This window comes from Caballeronia sp. LZ029 (genome assembly GCF_031451275.1).
Taxonomy (GTDB): Bacteria; Pseudomonadota; Gammaproteobacteria; order Burkholderiales; family Burkholderiaceae; genus Caballeronia; species Caballeronia jiangsuensis.
The window spans coordinates 155,280-171,023 of record NZ_JARUXO010000093.1; the positions used below are offsets into that span (position 1 = coordinate 155,280).

Here is a 15,744-nt window from a genome sequence, read left to right on the forward strand (position 1 = left end):
ACAAGCTTGTCATTTAACGGACAGTATCAGGTAAGGCGGCGGCCCGCACACTCCATCCCGTTGTGCAATCACAAGACTCGGCGCCTTCTGGCGTCGGGTAACAACCGTGGATACTGCTCGTGTGGATCGTTCGCCTGGCCCTTCGGCGGCCCTATACCTTCATCGTTCTGGCGCTGCTACTGTTCATGATCGGCCCGCTGACGATCCTGCGCACGCCGACCGATATCTTCCCCAACATCAATATCCCGGTGGTCAGCATCGTCTGGTCCTACAACGGCTTTTCAGCCGAGGACATGGCCCGGCGCATCACGACCAACTACGAGCGCGCGCTGACGTCGGATATCGAGAATATCGAGCACGTGGAGTCGCAATCGCTCAATGGCGTGTCGATCATCAAGATCTTCTTTCACCCCGGCGCGGATATCAATCGTGCAGTGGCGCAGGCGACATCCAGCTCGGCGTCGATCCTGCGCGTGCTGCCGCCCGGCACGCTGCCGCCCAACATCATCACGTATAACGCGTCCACGGTGCCTATCCTGCAACTGGGCCTGACCAGTGCGACGCTGCCGGAACAATCGCTATACGACCTCGGCAACAGCTTTGTGCGCACGCAGCTCGCCACCGTGCAGGGCGCGGCCGTGCCATTGCCTTATGGCGGCAAGATTCGCCAGATCATGATCGATATCGATCCACGCAAGCTGCAGGCGCGCAATCTGTCGCCGAGCGATATCGTCAACGCGGTGAACGTGCAGAACCTGATCCTGCCGGGCGGCACCGCGAAGATCGGCACGCGCGAATACAACGTCCAGATGAACGGCAGCACGGAGAGCGTCGCGGCGCTCAACGACCTGCCCATCGAAGCGGTGAACGGCGGCGTGGTGTATCTGCGCGACGTGGCGCAAGTGCGCGACGGCTATGCGCCGCAGACCAACATCGTACGCAGCGATGGCAAGCGCGCCGCGCTGCTGACGGTCGAAAAAACCGGCAGCACGTCCACGCTCACCATCATCCAGCAGATCAAGTCGATGCTGCCCACGATCTCGGCGGGCTTGCCCAAGGCGCTGCATATCGTGCCGCTCGCGGATCAGTCGGTGTTCGTCAAGTCCGCGATTCTCGGCGTAGTGCGCGAGGCGCTCATCGCCGCGTGCCTGACCGCGATGATGATCCTGCTCTTTCTCGGCAGCTGGCGCGCGACGCTCATCATCGCGGTGACGATTCCGCTGTCGGTCATTACCTCGCTGCTGGCGCTGTCCGCGCTCGGCGAGACCATCAACATCATGACGCTCGGCGGTCTCGCGCTCGCCGTCGGCATTCTGGTGGACGATGCGACCGTCGCGATCGAAAACATCACGCATCATCTGGAGAACGGCGCGCCGCTCGCGGATGCCATTCTCAACGGCTCCGGCGAGATCGCCGTGCCCACTTTCGTTTCGACGCTTTCCATCTGCATCGTGTTCGCGCCGATGTTCATGCTGTCGGGCGTGGCGCGCTATCTCTTCGTGCCGATGGCCGAAGCGGTCGTGTTCGCGATGTGCGCGTCGTACTTCTTCTCGCGCACGCTGATTCCGACGCTCGCCATGTACCTGCTCAAGGCACGCTCGAAGCAGGCGCCGGCCGGGCGGCTTGCGTTTCTCTTGCGCGGGCAAGCGGCGTTCGAACATCGCTTCGAGCGCCTGCGTCTGCGATACAAGGCCGCGCTCACGAACAACACGGGCCGGCCGCGCACGGTCATCCTGATCTTCGCGCTCTTCTGCGCCGCTTCGATGGCGCTGATTCCATTTGCGGGACGCGATTTCTTTCCGAGTATCGATACCGGCGAGATTCGCCTGCATATGCGCGCGCCGACCGGCACGCGCATCGAAGAAACCGCGCGGCTCGCCGATCAGGTGGAAGCGAAAATCCGCACCGTGATACCGAAGTCCGAAGAGGCGTCGCTGCTCGATAACATCGGCCTGCCGGTGAGCGGCATCAACCTCACGTATTCGTCGTCGGCGCCTATCGGTTCGGAGGATGCCGACATCATGATCGCCCTCGAGCCCGGTCATGCGCCGACCGCATCGTACGTCGCGAAACTGCGCGGCGTGCTGGCCGCTTCGTTCCCCGGCACCACGTTCTCGTTCCTGCCCGCCGACATCACGAGCCAGATTCTCAACTTCGGCCAGCCCGCGCCGATCGACATACAGATCGTCGGCAGGAATCTGGTCGCCAATCGCGCCGTGGCTGACGATCTGCTCGCCAGGATGCGCGGCGTGCACGGTCTCGTCGATGCGCGCATCCAGCAACCCGACGATGCCCCGGCGATCAACATCCGCGTCGATCGCACCAAGGCGATGCTCGCCGGCCTCACGCAGAAGCAGATCGCGCAGGACATGCTGATCTCGCTCTCGGGCAGTTCGCAGACCACGCCGAATTTCTGGCTCGATCCGAAGAACGGCGTGAGTTATCCGCTCATGGCGCAGGTGCCTCAGTACGATATCCACTCGCTGCAGACGCTCGCCAATCTGCCGCTCAGCCAGCACGCGGCATCGAGCGCGCCGCAGAGCATTCTGGCGTCGCTCGGCAGCATGCAGCGCGGCTCGCAGCAGGCGGTGGTGTCGCATTACAACGTGCAGCCCGTCATCGATATCTACGCGTCGGTGCAGGGTCGCGATCTCGGCGGCGTCGCCGCGGACGTGTCGCGCCTGATCGCGCAGAGCCGCGCGCATCTGCCGGGCGGCTCGACCATCGTCATGCGCGGGCAGGTCCAGTCGATGACGCAGTCGTTCAGCGGCCTCGGCTTCGGACTTGTCTTCGCGATCGCGCTCGTGTATCTGCTGATGGTCGTGAACTTTCAGTCGTGGCTCGATCCGCTCATCATCATCGGCGGATTGCCTGCTTCGCTTGCGGGCATCGCGTGGATGCTCTTCGCGACCGGCACCACGCTGAGCGTGCCGGCGCTCACCGGGACGATTCTCTGCATCGGCATCGCGACGGCGAACAGCATCCTCGTGATCAACGCCGCGCGCGAACTGTTGCGCGATGGCATGCCGCCCGTGCAGGCCGCCATCGAGGCGGGCTTCTCACGCTTTCGCCCCGTGCTGATGACCGCGCTCGCGATGCTGATCGGCATGCTGCCGATGGCCCTCGGACTGGGCGATGGCGGCGAACAGAACGCGCCGCTCGGACGCGCGGTGATCGGCGGCCTGATGCTCGGCACGGTGTCCACGCTGCTTTTCGTGCCCGTGGTGTTCGGCGTCGTGCATGCATGGCTCGCGCGACGGCAGGCTGCGCGGGGCGCATCGAGTGCACAACCTTCCATCGACGCCTAATAGCGACCATCATGAACCAGCAAGACGAACACACGACCAGGCGGCGCTTTCTCCCTGCGCTAATTCTTCTCGGGATCGCCGCCGCGCTGCTCGGCGCCGGCATCATTCCGCGCCTGCACGCACAAAGCGCGCTGGCCGCGCAGGCCGATGTCCAGAGCGTGATGAACGTATCGGTCATCGCGCCGCGTCAGGCGCCGGCCACGCAAGAACTGTTGTTGCCGGGCGCCGTGTCGGCGTTCTCGGACGCGTCCGTGTATGCGCGCACCAGCGGCTATGTTCAGCACTGGTATGCCGACATCGGCGCGCACGTGAAGCAAGGGCAATTGCTCGCGGTGATTCAAACACCCGAAGTCGATGCGCAATTGCAGCAGGCACGCGCCGACGAAGCCACCGCGCGAGCGAACTACGTCTATGCCAGGGACACGGCCGCACGCTGGCAGGACATGCTGAAGACGCAGTCGGTGTCGCAACAGGATGCCGATACAAAATCCGGCGACATGCTTGCGAAGCAGGCCATGTTGTCATCCGCGCAGGCCAACGTGCGCCGCCTCACGGAACTCGTGTCCTACGAGAAAGTGCTCGCGCCGTTCGACGGCGTGGTCAGCGCGCGCCGTGTCGATGTCGGCGCGCTCGTCACGGCGGGCGGCACGCCCGGCCTCGGTGGCACCACGGGCGAACTCTTCCATGTGGTGCAGAGCGATACCTTGCGCGTATTCATCGATGTGCCGCAAGGCGATGCGCCTTACGTGACCTCGACGACCCAGGCTTATCTCACCGCGCAGCAGTATCCCGGACGACGCTTCCCCGCGACGGTCGCGCGCAACGCCGGCGCGATGGACCCGGTGACCCGCACCTTGCGCGTCGAGCTGGACGTGGCGAACGGCGATGGCGCGCTATTGCCGGGCGCTTACGCACAAGCGCATCTCGAACTCGTCAGTCAGACGCCGAAACTGGATCTCCCCGTGAGCGCCCTGCTCTTCCGGCCGAACGGCGTGACGGTGGCGACCGTGGATGCATCGAACACGATCAGTCTCAAGACCGTGACGCTCGGCCGCGATTTCGGCACGCATGTCGAGATCATGACCGGCGTGCAGTCGTCCGATAAAGTGATCGACAACCCCGGCGACGCGATCACGAGCGGCGAAGCGGTGAAGATCGCCAAGTCCGCGAGCGCATCGTGAAGGAGGACGGAATGAAACGTGTCCCTATCGCGCTGCGCCGTTGCGCCGCTGCCCTCGTCTGCGTGACGCTCGCCGCTTGCTCGACGGTGCCGCCGTATCAGACACCGGAGGTCGCCGTTCCGGCGCATTTCGCGGGTTCGCCGCAATGGTCCGTCGCCGCACCCGCCGATTCGACACCGCGCGGCCCCTGGTGGATGGCATTCAAGGACCCGCAACTCGATGATCTCGAAGCGCGCGTGAACGTCTCGAATCAGTCGCTGAAGAAAGCCGTCTCTTCGTTGCAGGAAGCGCGCGCCATGGTCGACTATCAGCGCGCGGGCTTTTTCCCGACGGTAACAGCCGGCGTGGCGCAAAGCCGCTATCGCACATCGCAGAATCTGCTCGGCAAATCGCTGGCGGGACAGACCATCTCCGACTATTCGACAGGCGTATCGGCATCGTGGGAACCGGATCTTTTCGGCCGCATCCACGATGCCACACTCGATGCGCAAGCCAGCGCCGAGGCGAGCGCCGCCGATGTCGAAGCGCTGCGTCTGTCGCTGTCGAGCCAACTCGCGGTGGACTACTTCAATCTGCGCTCGCTCGATACCCAGAAGCAGCTTCTCGACGATTCCGTCACCGCTTATGACGCCGCCCTGCAACTACTGAAGCGGCAACTCGCGAGCGGCGCGATCGATGCATCGGCGGTGGCGCAGGCGCAGGCGCAACTGGAAAGCACGCGCACGCAGTCGACCGAGGCCGCCTCGCAACGCGCGATGCTCGAACATGCGATTGCGACGCTCATCGGCGAACCGGCCTCGACCTTCTCGATACCCGCGCGCAAGCAAACCTTCGTGTTGCCGGAGATTCCGCAGGCGCTGCCTTCGCAATTGCTCGAACGCCGGCCGGACATCGCCGCAGCGGAACGCCGCGTGTTCGCAGCGAATGCGCAAATCGGCGAGGCGCGTGCGGCGTTCTTTCCCGATCTGATCCTGAGCGCGAGCGCGGGTCTGGAGTCGAGCTTCTTCGCGCCCTGGCTCACCGCGCCGAGTCTCTTCTGGTCACTCGGTCCGCAGCTTGCGGGCACCCTGTTCGATGGCGGGCGCCGGAAGGCATCGCTTGCGAGCGCGCATGCCCGCTATGACGGCTATGTCGCGGATTACCGGCAGACCGTGCTGACGTCGTTCCAGCAAGTCGAGGACAACCTCACCGCCCTCAACGCACTCGCGGACGAAGCACGCAGCCAGCGGCTTGCGTCGGACGCGGCGGCGCTCTCGCTGAAGCTCGTGACGAATCGTTTCGATGCCGGCGCGGTGAGTTATCTGGATGTCGTGACCGCGCAGACCATTGCGCTCACCAATGAACGCACCGCCGAGCAGATCGATGCGCGCCGGGCCGTCGCCTCGGTGGGCTTGCTGGTCGCGCTGGGCGGCGACTGGCGGGTGCGCGCAGATCAGTGATATCGGGCTTGGCAATGTGGCCTGATGAGGGGGTTTTCGCTGGATCCCGATTTCTTAGTGGTCTATTAGCACTGCCCCTGTGCGGGGCGGCAGTCACTTTCTTTGCTGCTGCAAAGAAAGTAACCAAAGAAACAGCTATCCCCAGCCTAAGCACTTCACACCGGCCGCGGCACAGACGATTGGCCTAATGGCCCGGCAGTAGCGAGTGCCCCCACAAGCAGACAAGGGCTTGGACCGCGCACGGTCTGACTCATCGCACCACATAACAAATTGGTTCAGCACCAAATAGCTCCGGCCCGCTTCGCGGCCGATGGGTCAATCGGGTGCGGGTGCGCGTGCGCTTCTTTTTCGACGGTTGCCCTCGCAAACCCCACGGCAGCGCGAAGCGCTGTGCCGATGCTCTTTTGTGCTGAACCAGCGCGCTAAAACATTTGGGGTGGCAGACCGTGCGCGAGCCAAGCCCGGTTGGTCCTTTGGGGGCGACACTTAGGCGAGTGCCACCGGGGGCTGGCAAGCATGGCCAAACTGCGTGTGACTGCGGGCGGTGAGAAGCTGCTTTCTTTGGTTACTTTCTTTGCAGCAGCAAAGAAAGTGACCCCCGCCCCGGGGAGGGGCAGCGCCAATAGACCAACACGAATACGGGATCCAGCGAAAATCCAGAAGCGTGTCACGCGCTCTCCCCAAGAAATTCTGCATTTCTTAGAAAAAAGCACATAACACGCGCCAGCGTTCAGTTCGACGTCTGACCGTCCGCTGCTCCGCCATAACCCGTTGCCGCAGCATGCGCTTGCTCTCGCGCCTGAAAGGCGGCCTTGTTTCGTGCGATGGCGGCCGCGTTCGGCGGATAGTCGACGCCGTTCGCAGGCAACAGACCTTGTGCTTCGGCTTGAACCAGTTGTTGCTTGACTTCGGCGCGCGTGATTCCGCTGGTCTGCGCGGACGCCTGCCCCGCCACACCGATAGCCAATGAAGCGAGAAGAAGCAAAACAGTCTGTTTCATGATCTTAATCCTCAAGGAGTGCGTGAATACAAGCCGATGACTCGACTAATGTGATTCGATTGAATGAATTTCGCGGCGATGCCGCTTCACAAGTTATTGCGCGCCTGCGCTACCCACTTGTTGCGCGCCGCCCTGATCGCCGCCGTACGCAGCGTTGTGGCCTTGCATCGCTGCGACTTTCGACTCGGCGGACATGAGCGCATTGGGATAATCCGCGTCATGCGTGCTCGGCCGATATCCGACCGCTTCCAGCCGCGCGAGATCGGCCCGCACTTCTGCGCGTGTCACCTGCCCGCCCGTGGTTTGCGCGAAAGCGCTGAACGGCAGCAGCGTCGATACTGCAAGCACCACACATGTGATAGCTTTCATGGTGTTCCCTCTCCGAAATAGAAAACGAGGGTCTTGCCCGAGTGCAATTTACCCTCGCGACACCGGCTTCAATGAATGCCGACGTTGGAGCTATTCTGGATTCGGAGCACTGCCGAAAGTCTGACGGTGACGTTACAAGTTTGAAATCTGAGTGCGTGAAACGCTGCCGCCTTCGGGCAGGTCGGACGCTTCCACGACCGGGAAGGTCAGTATGAACCGCGTGCTGCGCGCATCGCTCTCGGCGTGCGCACGGCCGCCATGCAGGTCCATGATCGTGCGAACGATTGCAAGTCCGAGCCCGGCCGATCCCGCCGTCGTCCCCGATGCGCCGCGCGACGGATCCGCCCGATAGAAGCGATCGAAGATCCGTTCGAGCAAGGAAGGATCAATAGGCGCGCCTTCGTTCTCTACGCATACGCGGACCCGGTCTTCCGCGCTGTGGATCGACAGCGTGATCATGCCTTGCGCCGGCGTGAATCGCATCGCGTTGGCAAGCAGGTTGCTGACCGCGCGCCTGAAGAGTTCCACATCGACCCGCAACATCGCGGACCCGCACGCGACGATACGAACACCGGCATCGTCCGCCAATCCTTCGAAGTAATCCGCGATATGCTGCAATTCCTTGCCGCCGTCGATGACGCGCATGTTCTTCGAAAACTGCGGATGCTCGGCGCGCGCGAGAAACAGCACGTTCTCGATCATCCGCGAAAGCCGCTCGCATTCTTCGAGGCTGGACTCCAACGTCGCCTGATACTCCTCGACCGGGCGTGGCCGCGCAAGCGCCACCTCCATCGCGCCGCGCATGTTGGAAAGCGGCGTGCGCATGTCGTGCGCGAGATCGGCGGTGAACTGCGAGAGTCGTTGAAAGCTGCTCTCCAGTCGCGCAAGCATTCCGTTCAACGAGACGACGAGCGGTTCGAGTTCGGTGGGGACGCGCGACACTTCGATTCGGGTATCGAGCTTGTCCGAAGTGATGCTGGCTGCGTTGACCGCCATTTCACGCACCGGCCGCATCGCGCGGCGCACGAGAAAATAGCCGATGCTAAATGCCAGCAGAACGCCGAGCACGCCCGCCAGTTGAAGCTTGTCGCGGTATCGATCCAGCAGCAGCCAGCGATCGTGCATGTCGCGCATGACGACGATGGTCGCAATCGTTCCGTTCTGCAACGCGGCATCGACGGCGAGCGCGCGAATCGGCGCACCGCCGGCGGTGGCGAGCGGCGCGATGGAACGCTCCGTGATCTGGGCGTTGGCGGGCACCGCGACGGTGGGAATCTCGAGCGTGCCGATCGCCGGATCGACGTTGTGTTGCACGAGCGTCTTTCCGGCCGCGTCCGAGATTCGCAGCGATAGTGCTTCGTTGCCGAGCACCTGGCTTTCGAGTCGTTCACGATGCCGCAGAATATCGGCGTAGTCGCTCAACTCGTCGGCGAGGCGGCGTGTATGCCGCGCCGCGAGCACGATATCGAGATCGTCCTGAACCTTGACCTGTTGTTCCAGCGCAAGATAGACGAACGTGCCGACAAGCCCGAATACCGCCAGTGTGGTCGCCGCGAACGCCAGAGCAAGCGTGGTGGTCAACGAACGTGGCCTGATCACGCGGAGTCTTCCAGCGCGATGACGTAACCCACACCGCGAACGGTCTGAATCAGCTTGGTGGCGAATTCGTCGTCGATCTTCGCGCGGAGTCTTCGTATCGCGACTTCAACCACGTTGGTGTCGCTGTCGAAGTTCATGTCCCAGACGTACGACGCTATCTGCGTGCGGCTCAATACTTCGCCGTGCCTTCTCGCGAGCAGTTGAAGCAGCGCAAATTCGCGCGGCGTGAGGTCGATGCGCTTGCCCGCGCGCTTGACGCGCCGCCGCGTGATGTCGATTTCCAGATCGCCGAGAACGATGAGGTCGCTCTCCCGAGGCGGACCGCGACGCGCAAGTGAGCGCACGCGGGCGAGCAGTTCGACAAAGGCGAACGGCTTGACAAGATAGTCGTCGGCGCCCAGCTCCAGGCCACGCACGCGGTCGGCGACGTCATCGCGCGCGGTCAGAAAGAGAACGGGCGTCGACTTCGACTCGCGCAGGTTCTTGACGATGGACCAGCCGTCCATCGACGGCAGCATGACGTCGAGAACGATCACATCGTAGTTCTCTTCTTTCGCGAGAATGAGGCCCTCGGCGCCGTCGCCGACGACATCGACAAAGTAACCCGCTTCCTCCAGGCCCTTTTTTATATAGGCGCCCGCCTTCTGCTCGTCTTCGACAATGAGTACCCGCATTCTGGCAGTCCCGTTTGCTCCGGTTCGTCTGCAAGCAATTCTACGCGCGCCTTACGCCGGCTGAATTACAAATCTGTTATCTGGCATTGGTTCAGTCAGACGATTTTCAAACGCCGGGCAATCGCCGGGCGGCCGTTTCATATCCCTGCGAAACACACCGATCCTTATGACATCCTTAACAACGACTGCATCCGACGAAAAATAAAGTACGCAGAAGACAGTCAATCGAAAGCCCTTGTTCATGGACACGCCGCAATTGCACCGCACATTGATAGGCCTCCGCGAAAGCTTCATCAATCGACAACAAGGTGAGACATGAAGAAGACGAACAGACGCACCCTCGCGCACAGCCCTCTCGTCGCCGCGATTCTCGCGGCGGCTACATTCAACGCGTCGCACGCAAAGGCGGACGACCGCGATCATCGCCGTCCGGATCACGATGACCGCGCCGCCGCGAAGCATGTGATTCTCATCAGCTTCGACGGTCTGCACGAACAGGATGTCGCGCGCTGCGTGGCATCCAATGCGTGTCCCAACATCGCGCTGCTCGCCAGAGACGGCATCACGTACACGAACGCTCAAACGCCCGGGCTGTCCGATTCCTTTCCCGGTCTCGCTGCACTCGTGACCGGCGGTTCGCCCAAGACGACCGGACTCTTTTACGACGTGTCGTACGACCGCACGCTGTACGCGCCGTCCGATACCAGTTGCAGCGGCGCGCAGGGCTGGAATGTGGTCTTCGACGAAACCACCGGCATCGATGCCCAGAATGGCGGCGCACTCGTGCATCTCGACGGCGGCAATGCATTCAATCCGCAAGCGATTCCCCATGCGAAAGTCGATGGCGTCTGCAAGCCCGTTTATCCGCACGATTATGTGAAGACCAACACCGTCTTCGAAGTCATCAAGGCACGCGTGCCGCAAGCGCGCACGGCGTGGGCCGACAAACATGCGTGGGGCTACGACTGGCTGAACGGACCGTCGGGCGCGGGCGTCGACGACCTCATGCGCACCGAGATCAACTCGATCGACCCGAAGACGAACACGAACTACACCGACCTCTACACGCACACCGAAGTCTTCGACGATCTCCACGTGCAGGCGCTCATCAACCAGATCGACGGCAAGAGTTCGACAGGCGACCCCGCCCCCGGCGTTCCGACCATCTTCGGCGCGAACTTCCAGACGCTGAGCGTCGCGCAGAAAGCCACGGTGGCAACGAACGGCGGCTATCTCGACGCGAGCTTCACGCCGGGGCCGCAGGTGCGCGCGGCCATCGCTTATGTCGATGCATCGCTCGGGCGCATCGTGTCGGAGCTGAAACAGCGCGGGCTGTACCGGTCCACGGCGATCATCGTGACGGCCAAGCACGGCCAGTCGCCGACCGATCACAGCAAGCTCATCAAAAATGGCGATACGGTCGCGGCGCTCCTTCAGGCGAACAACTATCTCGATCCGAAGGGCAACTACGGCCAGAACGCGACGAAGACCGGCAATCTGAACGATGGCAGCGGCCTCGTCGACACCGGCTTCGTGCAAAGCGACGATGTCAGTCTCATCTGGCTGCGCGATCAGCATCAACTGGCGCAAGCCGTGAAGTCGCTCAAGGACAATCTGAGCTGTAACGCGCCGGGCATCTGCGCGGACGCGCCGTATGCCTATCTGCTTTACGGTCCGCGCATCGCAGCCGCATTCGGCGATCCGCGCGAGGGGCGCACGCCGGACATCATCGTGCAGCCGAATCCGGGTGTGATCTATACGTCGAGCGCATCGAAGGATGAAGAGCACGGCGGCAACGCGCCCGACGACGGTCACCTCGGTCTGATTGTGTACGCGCCGGGCGTGAAGCACGCGGGCCGCACGGTCGATGACCGCGTGGTGACGACACAGGTCGCGCCGACCATGCTGAGACTTCTCGGCGTCGATGCAAGGCGGCTGCATTCGGTCGAGATCGAAGGGACGCAGGCGTTGCCCGGTTTCGAAGGCGACCGCTTCTAGTTCCGCACACGCGCCGGCTTGCTAGCGTCGCAGCATGTTCGCCCCGAGGACAGCCAGTAACGCGTTCAACGTCACTGGCTTTCCGATATGCGCATCGAAGCCGGCGCGCAACGCACGCGCGGCATCCTGATCGCGCCCGAACCCCGTCAGCGCTATGGCCGGAACTTTCGCGGTATTGGCTTGCTCGCGCAGTGCTTCGATCAATTCATACCCGCTCATTTCGGGCATGGCGATGTCCGACAGGATCAGATCGAACTCGCGATCCATCGCCAGGGCAAGCGCTTTTCGCGCACTCGACTCGGCGGTGACCTCGGCGCCTTCGAGTTCGAGCAGCGCGCCGAACGTTTCGAGGCCTTCGATCGAATCGTCGACCAGCAGGACCCTCAGCCCCCTGAGGATGCTCGGGTCGGCGATGCCAATCGACTTCGCGCGCGTGGCAAAAGGCGAATTCTTGGGCAACCACAAGCGGAAACAGGCGCCCAGGCCGACTCCCGCCGATTTCCCTTCGATCGTTCCGCCATGCATTTCCGCCAGTTGCTTCGTGAGCGACAGACCGATGCCGAGTCCGCTGCTGTCCCGTTTGACGCTCCCTTGCGCCTGACTGAACAGGTCGAAGACCTTGGGCAGGACCTCCGGCGCAATGCCCCTGCCCGAGTCCGTCACTTCGATGCAGGCGAAGCGATTGTCTTCGGACAGCGCGACCCCGATACTGCCCCCGAGAGGCGTGAATTTCAGCGCATTGCGAAGCAGATTCCACAGCATTTGTTCGACGCGCACGGAATCGGCCTGGATGACAAGCGCGGTGTCGGTCCGCGACGTGCTCAGGGCGATGCCGCTATTCCTCGCATCGCCGGCGCAGGCTTCCGTTACGGAGCGAACGATAGCCGCGAGATCGACATCGGCGAAATTCAGCGCGAGCTTTCCCGTGCGCACGCGGGACAGGTCGAGAAGATCGTCGATGATCTTCGCCTGACTGATCACCGAGCGCTGAATGGCCTCGGCCGCACTCTGAACCAGCGGAATATTCCTTGCATCCGGCGCACGTCCGAGCAGTTCGGCCTTCACGTGGATGAGATTCAATGGATTCTTGAGTTCGTGTGACAGCACCGCGAAGAACTCGTCCTTCTGGCGATTGACGGATTCGGCCTGAGCACGCGTCGCTCGCTCGATCTCGAGCTGCAACTGCTGCTGACTCTCCACGCTCTTTCTGTCGGTCATGTCGCGGACGATCTTGGCCAGTCCGTTGAAGCCCTCGCTGGTGATCGTGGTCGTCACGCCGCTGCAATAGATTCGCCGGCCATCCTTGCGTTGATGCCACCGTTCATCTTCCGCCCGGCCGATCGCCTTCGCGGTCTCGCGTTCCCGGAGCGCGACATCCTGCGCGCGATCCTCCGGCGTGAAGATCAGATCGACCGGCTTGCCCAGCACCTCCGGTTCGTCGTAACCGAACACGCGTTGCGCGCCCTTGTTCCAGCTCACGATCCTGCCGTCCAGGTCCTGCACGATGATCGCGTAGTCGTCTGTCGCGAGTGCGGCGAGCTTGAGCCGTTCCTCACCCAGGCGAACCTCGTGCTGGGCCACGCGCCGCTCCGTGACGTCGATGAGCGTCAGCACCGCGCCGTCGATGCGGTCTTCGGCGGTACGGTAAGGCAACAGCCGGACCAGATACCATTCGCCGCTCGTCGTGCCGACTTCGCGCTGCGTGATCTGCAGGCTCTGGAAAGTGGCGCTCGCGTCGCTGGCCAGTTCCGGATAGATCAGGCGATGCGTCAGGTCGAATAGCGAACGTCCGATGTCCGTTTCGATCAGGTTGAACAACCTGACGGCGGGCGCCGTGAATCGCTTGATGCGCATGTCGCTGTCGACAAAAATCGTGGCGATGCCCGTCGACGCGATAAGGTTCTGCAAATCGTCGTTGGCCTTCGCCGTTTCTTCGACCTTGAGCTGAAGCGCGCTATTGACGGTGACGAGTTCCTCGTTGACCGACTGCAGCTCTTCCTTGCTCGTTTCGAGTTCTTCTGTCGCCGAGCGCATCTCTTCGTTGATCGCCTGAAGTTCTTCGTTCGAAGCCTTCAGTTCCTCGTTCGATGCGTTGGATTGCTCGATGCTCAGCCGCAGCAGTTCCTTGGTGCGATGCAGTTCGCCCTCCAGATGCGCGACGAAGGGATTCTGATCCGCGCCGTCTTGCGCTTCTTCGTCGGGCTGCGTCGTCTCATCGACTTCATCGAAGAAAATCGTGCAGAACTCCGCCGAGTCCGTCGCGTCGTTGAACGGACGGACCGTCATGGTCACGTAGGAATGCGTGGCGCCGCGCGAGAAGCGCACCTGTTGCGCATCCACGCTCCTGCCGTTTTGCAGCGCCTGAAAGAGCGCGGTGCGAAGTTCGAGCCCGAGGTCGGGGTTGATGAGCGTGAGCAGATTGTGCGAGGGCTCGCCACCGACATAGCGCAGGAATCGCCCGACTCCGTCGGACATGTGCAGGATCTCCGCGTTGCGGTCCACCAGCACGCTCGGCGGTGCATAGCGTTCGATCGCCTGCCGATGAAGGCTCGCGAAAGTCACGCTCGCCGAGTCGCGCATGGGCGCCGGCGCGAGCGCACGCGGCGCGGCCGCCTGGTTGCCGGTCACCGCCGGCGACGAGATCACGGGGACTTTCGTGGGCAGCATCCTCGCCCGATAGATCCGGTTCTTCTTGTCGACCGTGCTGAAGAGATCGTCCGCGATGTCCACCGACTCCGACGTTCCCAAAAACAGCAAACCGCCGGGCTGAAGCGCGAAATGGAAAGTTTCGAGCACCTGACGCTGCACGGTCCGGTCGAGATAGATCAGCAGGTTGCGGCACGACACGAGATCGAGATGCGAGAACGGCGGATCGCGCAGCACGTTATGCGGCGCGAACAGCACGCTGTCGCGCAGCGCCTTGTTGATGACATAGCGGCCGCGCTCGAACGTAAAGAAACGCCGCAGGCGCGAGGGCGAAATGTCGGTCAGAATCGATTCCGGATAGCTGCCGGTGCGCGCGAGTTCTATCGCCTGCTGGTCGAGGTCCGTTGCGAATATCTGAAGCCTCGGCAACTCCGCGCCCGTCGCCTTGCGCTCGCTGAACAGCATGGCGAGCGAATAGGCCTCTTCACCCGTCGAACATCCGGCGACCCATACGCGAATCGGATCGCCATCTAGCTTCCTCTCGATGACGGCCGGCACGATTTCGCGCTCGACGGCCTCGAACGCCTGACGGTCGCGAAAGAAGTTCGTTACGCCAATCAGCATGTCGCGGAGCAGCGCGCCCGTTTCTTCCGGATGCGTTTCGACGAAGCGCTGATAGGCCAGCAGATTCGGCAGGCCGTTGACCTGCAAACGGCGTTCGATTCGCCTCAAAACGGTGGCGCGCTTGTAGTGCCGGAAGTCATGACCGGTGCGAATGCGCAGCGTATTCAGAACGCGATGCAGCGCGTGTTCCGCCGAGACCGCGCCGTCCTCCGCCGGATCGAGTTCCGCCGCTGCCGGCTCGACGTCGGCTGACGGCAGCGTGATCGAACGAGCGTTCTCATTCAATTCGATCAGCTTCTGCGGGATATCGACCACCGGCAGCACGATGTCGACCTGACCGGTCGCCATCGCGTTGGCGGGCATTTCCCCATACTCGGCATCCTCCGGCGACTGGGCCAGCGTGACGCCGCCGCACTCCTTGATGCGGCCGATGCCTATCGCGCCGTCGCTGCCCGACCCTGAAAGAATGACGCTGATCGCGCGCTCGCCGTGCGCTTCGGCGAGGCTGCGGAAGAACAGATCGATCGCGACGGCCCGCCCTCGCCCCCGGCCGCGCCCGCGCTCTGCCGGCGTTGCGGACAAGTAGCCATCGGTCATCGATAGCGCGGTCGCCGGAGAAATCAGATAGACGTGATTTTTTTCGATGGGCGTGGCTTCGGTCACCTGCGAGACCGGCAGGCGCGTGACGCGCCGCAGAACGTTGTCAGCCTGACTTTCGTGCGAAGGCGAGAGATGAAGCACGATCACGAAGGTCATGCCCGGATCCGGTGGCATGTGTTCGAAGAACCGGATCAGGGCCTGAATGCCGCCCGCCGATGCTCCGATGCCGACAACCGGAAAGTCGAGCGTAGGCGTCGCGCGGTGCGCTGCCGTCCGGTCGCCCGCGGCGTGATCTGGGTTTTCCAT

At 62.8% G+C, this 15,744-nt stretch carries 9 protein-coding genes; 4 read left to right on the plus strand and 5 right to left on the minus strand.

All coding sequences use genetic code 11. The features are described from left to right. Positions 1–119: 119 nt before the first annotated feature. The 3 genes from QCE73_RS34860 to QCE73_RS34870 are packed head-to-tail and all read left to right on the plus strand — an operon-like array spanning position 120 to position 5,928. Positions 120–3,308: an efflux RND transporter permease subunit gene (locus tag QCE73_RS34860; RefSeq protein WP_309885463.1), complete on the plus strand. Its 3,189-nt coding sequence runs from the start codon at positions 120–122 to the stop codon at positions 3,306–3,308. Between the two features lie 11 nt (positions 3,309–3,319). Beyond that, entirely contained in the window at positions 3,320–4,489 is a 1,170-nt protein-coding gene (locus QCE73_RS34865; RefSeq protein ID WP_309885464.1) for an efflux RND transporter periplasmic adaptor subunit, read from the plus strand. Positions 4,490–4,500: 11 nt separating this feature from the next. Beyond that, positions 4,501–5,928: an efflux transporter outer membrane subunit gene (locus QCE73_RS34870; RefSeq protein ID WP_309885465.1), complete on the plus strand. Its 1,428-nt coding sequence runs from the start codon at positions 4,501–4,503 to the stop codon at positions 5,926–5,928. Between the two features lie 730 nt (positions 5,929–6,658). On the opposite strand, the gene QCE73_RS34875 is transcribed toward QCE73_RS34870, so the two are convergent. The 4 genes from QCE73_RS34875 to QCE73_RS34890 all read right to left on the minus strand — a co-directional run bounded on the left by QCE73_RS34875 (position 6,659) and on the right by QCE73_RS34890 (position 9,570). Beyond that, positions 6,659–6,928, minus strand: a complete 270-nt coding sequence (locus QCE73_RS34875; RefSeq protein ID WP_309885466.1) for a DUF4148 domain-containing protein — start codon at positions 6,926–6,928, stop codon at positions 6,659–6,661. 93 nt (positions 6,929–7,021) lie between these two features. Then, positions 7,022–7,297, minus strand: coding sequence for a DUF4148 domain-containing protein (locus QCE73_RS34880; RefSeq protein WP_309885467.1), 276 nt, complete (start codon positions 7,295–7,297; stop codon positions 7,022–7,024). A gap of 132 nt (positions 7,298–7,429) precedes the next feature. Continuing rightward, positions 7,430–8,893, minus strand: a complete 1,464-nt coding sequence (locus tag QCE73_RS34885) for a heavy metal sensor histidine kinase (RefSeq protein WP_309885679.1) — start codon at positions 8,891–8,893, stop codon at positions 7,430–7,432. Continuing rightward, complete coding sequence (locus QCE73_RS34890; protein WP_035500116.1) at positions 8,893–9,570, minus strand: heavy metal response regulator transcription factor; 678 nt, start codon at positions 9,568–9,570, stop codon at positions 8,893–8,895. Before QCE73_RS34890 ends, QCE73_RS34885 begins: the two co-directional genes overlap by 1 nt. 315 nt (positions 9,571–9,885) lie before the next feature. Here QCE73_RS34890 and QCE73_RS34895 point away from each other — a divergent pair, with 315 nt between their 5' ends. Then, positions 9,886–11,568, plus strand: a complete 1,683-nt coding sequence (locus QCE73_RS34895; RefSeq protein WP_309885468.1) for an alkaline phosphatase family protein — start codon at positions 9,886–9,888, stop codon at positions 11,566–11,568. A 21-nt stretch (positions 11,569–11,589) separates the two neighbouring features. Here the strand turns inward: QCE73_RS34895 and QCE73_RS34900 are convergent, their stop codons facing one another. Continuing rightward, positions 11,590–15,744, minus strand: coding sequence for a CheR family methyltransferase (locus QCE73_RS34900; RefSeq protein WP_309885469.1), 4,155 nt, complete (start codon positions 15,742–15,744; stop codon positions 11,590–11,592).